Origin of the sequence: Microvirga sp. HBU67558 (genome assembly GCF_018069605.1) — a bacterium.
Lineage (GTDB): Bacteria > Pseudomonadota > Alphaproteobacteria > Rhizobiales > Beijerinckiaceae > Microvirga > Microvirga terrae.
Map to the genome: position 1 here is coordinate 1 of NZ_JAGPUP010000275.1, position 848 is coordinate 848.

General features: G+C 63.3%; 1 protein-coding gene. It reads right to left on the reverse strand.

Annotation, left to right across the window (positions count from 1 at the left end; genetic code table 11):
* Positions 1-10 precede the first annotated feature (10 nt).
* A protein-coding gene (locus KBI52_RS01205; protein ID WP_210804832.1) for an IS5 family transposase occupies positions 11-780 on the reverse strand; the annotation gives its coding sequence in 2 pieces (ribosomal slippage) (positions 11-468 and positions 468-780; 771 coding nt in all).
* Positions 781-848: the final 68 nt, after the last annotated feature.

An 848-nucleotide genomic window follows, 5' to 3' on the forward strand; every position in this document is an offset into this window, starting at 1 on the left:
CTAGGGCGTGTCATCGCTTGATCCAATCGAGTGTAGCGGCAAGGCAGAGAATGCCCATGAACGATGAGGCGGTCTTTTCGTAGCGAGTTGCAACCGCTCGCCACTCCTTCAACCGGGCCCAGAGCCGCTCTACGACATTGCGGTTATTGTAAATCCAATCTGGACAAGCGACTGGCGCCTCGTGGCGCTGCGGCGGGATAGCGGGGCGTGCGCCGATGCTCCAGATGTGCTCGCGAAAGACATGGCTAGTGTAGCCGCGATCTCCGACCACCCACGTTGGCACGCCCAGCAGTTGCTCGAGCAGCGGGATGGCATGGGGCAGTTCATGCGCCTGCCCAGGCGCGATCCGAAAGGCGATGGCGTGGCCAGAGGCGTCGGCCATCACGCAAGCCTTGGTGCCATAGCCGCCACGAGAGCGGCCAAGTGCTTCACGATCATCTCGCTCAGCTTGAGATCCCCCTTTCGGCGAGCCCCGGCCGCCTTCTGGTGCGCCCGCACGCTCGTGCCATCGAGGAACACCATGCCGAGCTGGATTCCAGATTGCTGAACAAGGTTCAGCAAGCGCTCCCAGACGCCAGCGCGTGCCCAGCGGATGAAGATCTGGGCGGCACGCCACCAGGGTCCCAGCTCCTCCGGGACAGCCCGCCACTTGGCGCCGTTCTGGTGCCGCCAGAGGATGGCCGAGACGGTGCGCCGCAGGTCCTGTGGCGGGGTCTTGCCTTTCGGCCGGCATGCTTCAATCAGGGGCTCCAGAAGAGCCCATTGTCCGTCGCTGAGCATTGCTCCTCCTCATCGCGGAGGAGCAAAACGCAAGTCGATCCAATCAGTTCAAGCGACAACACGCCCTA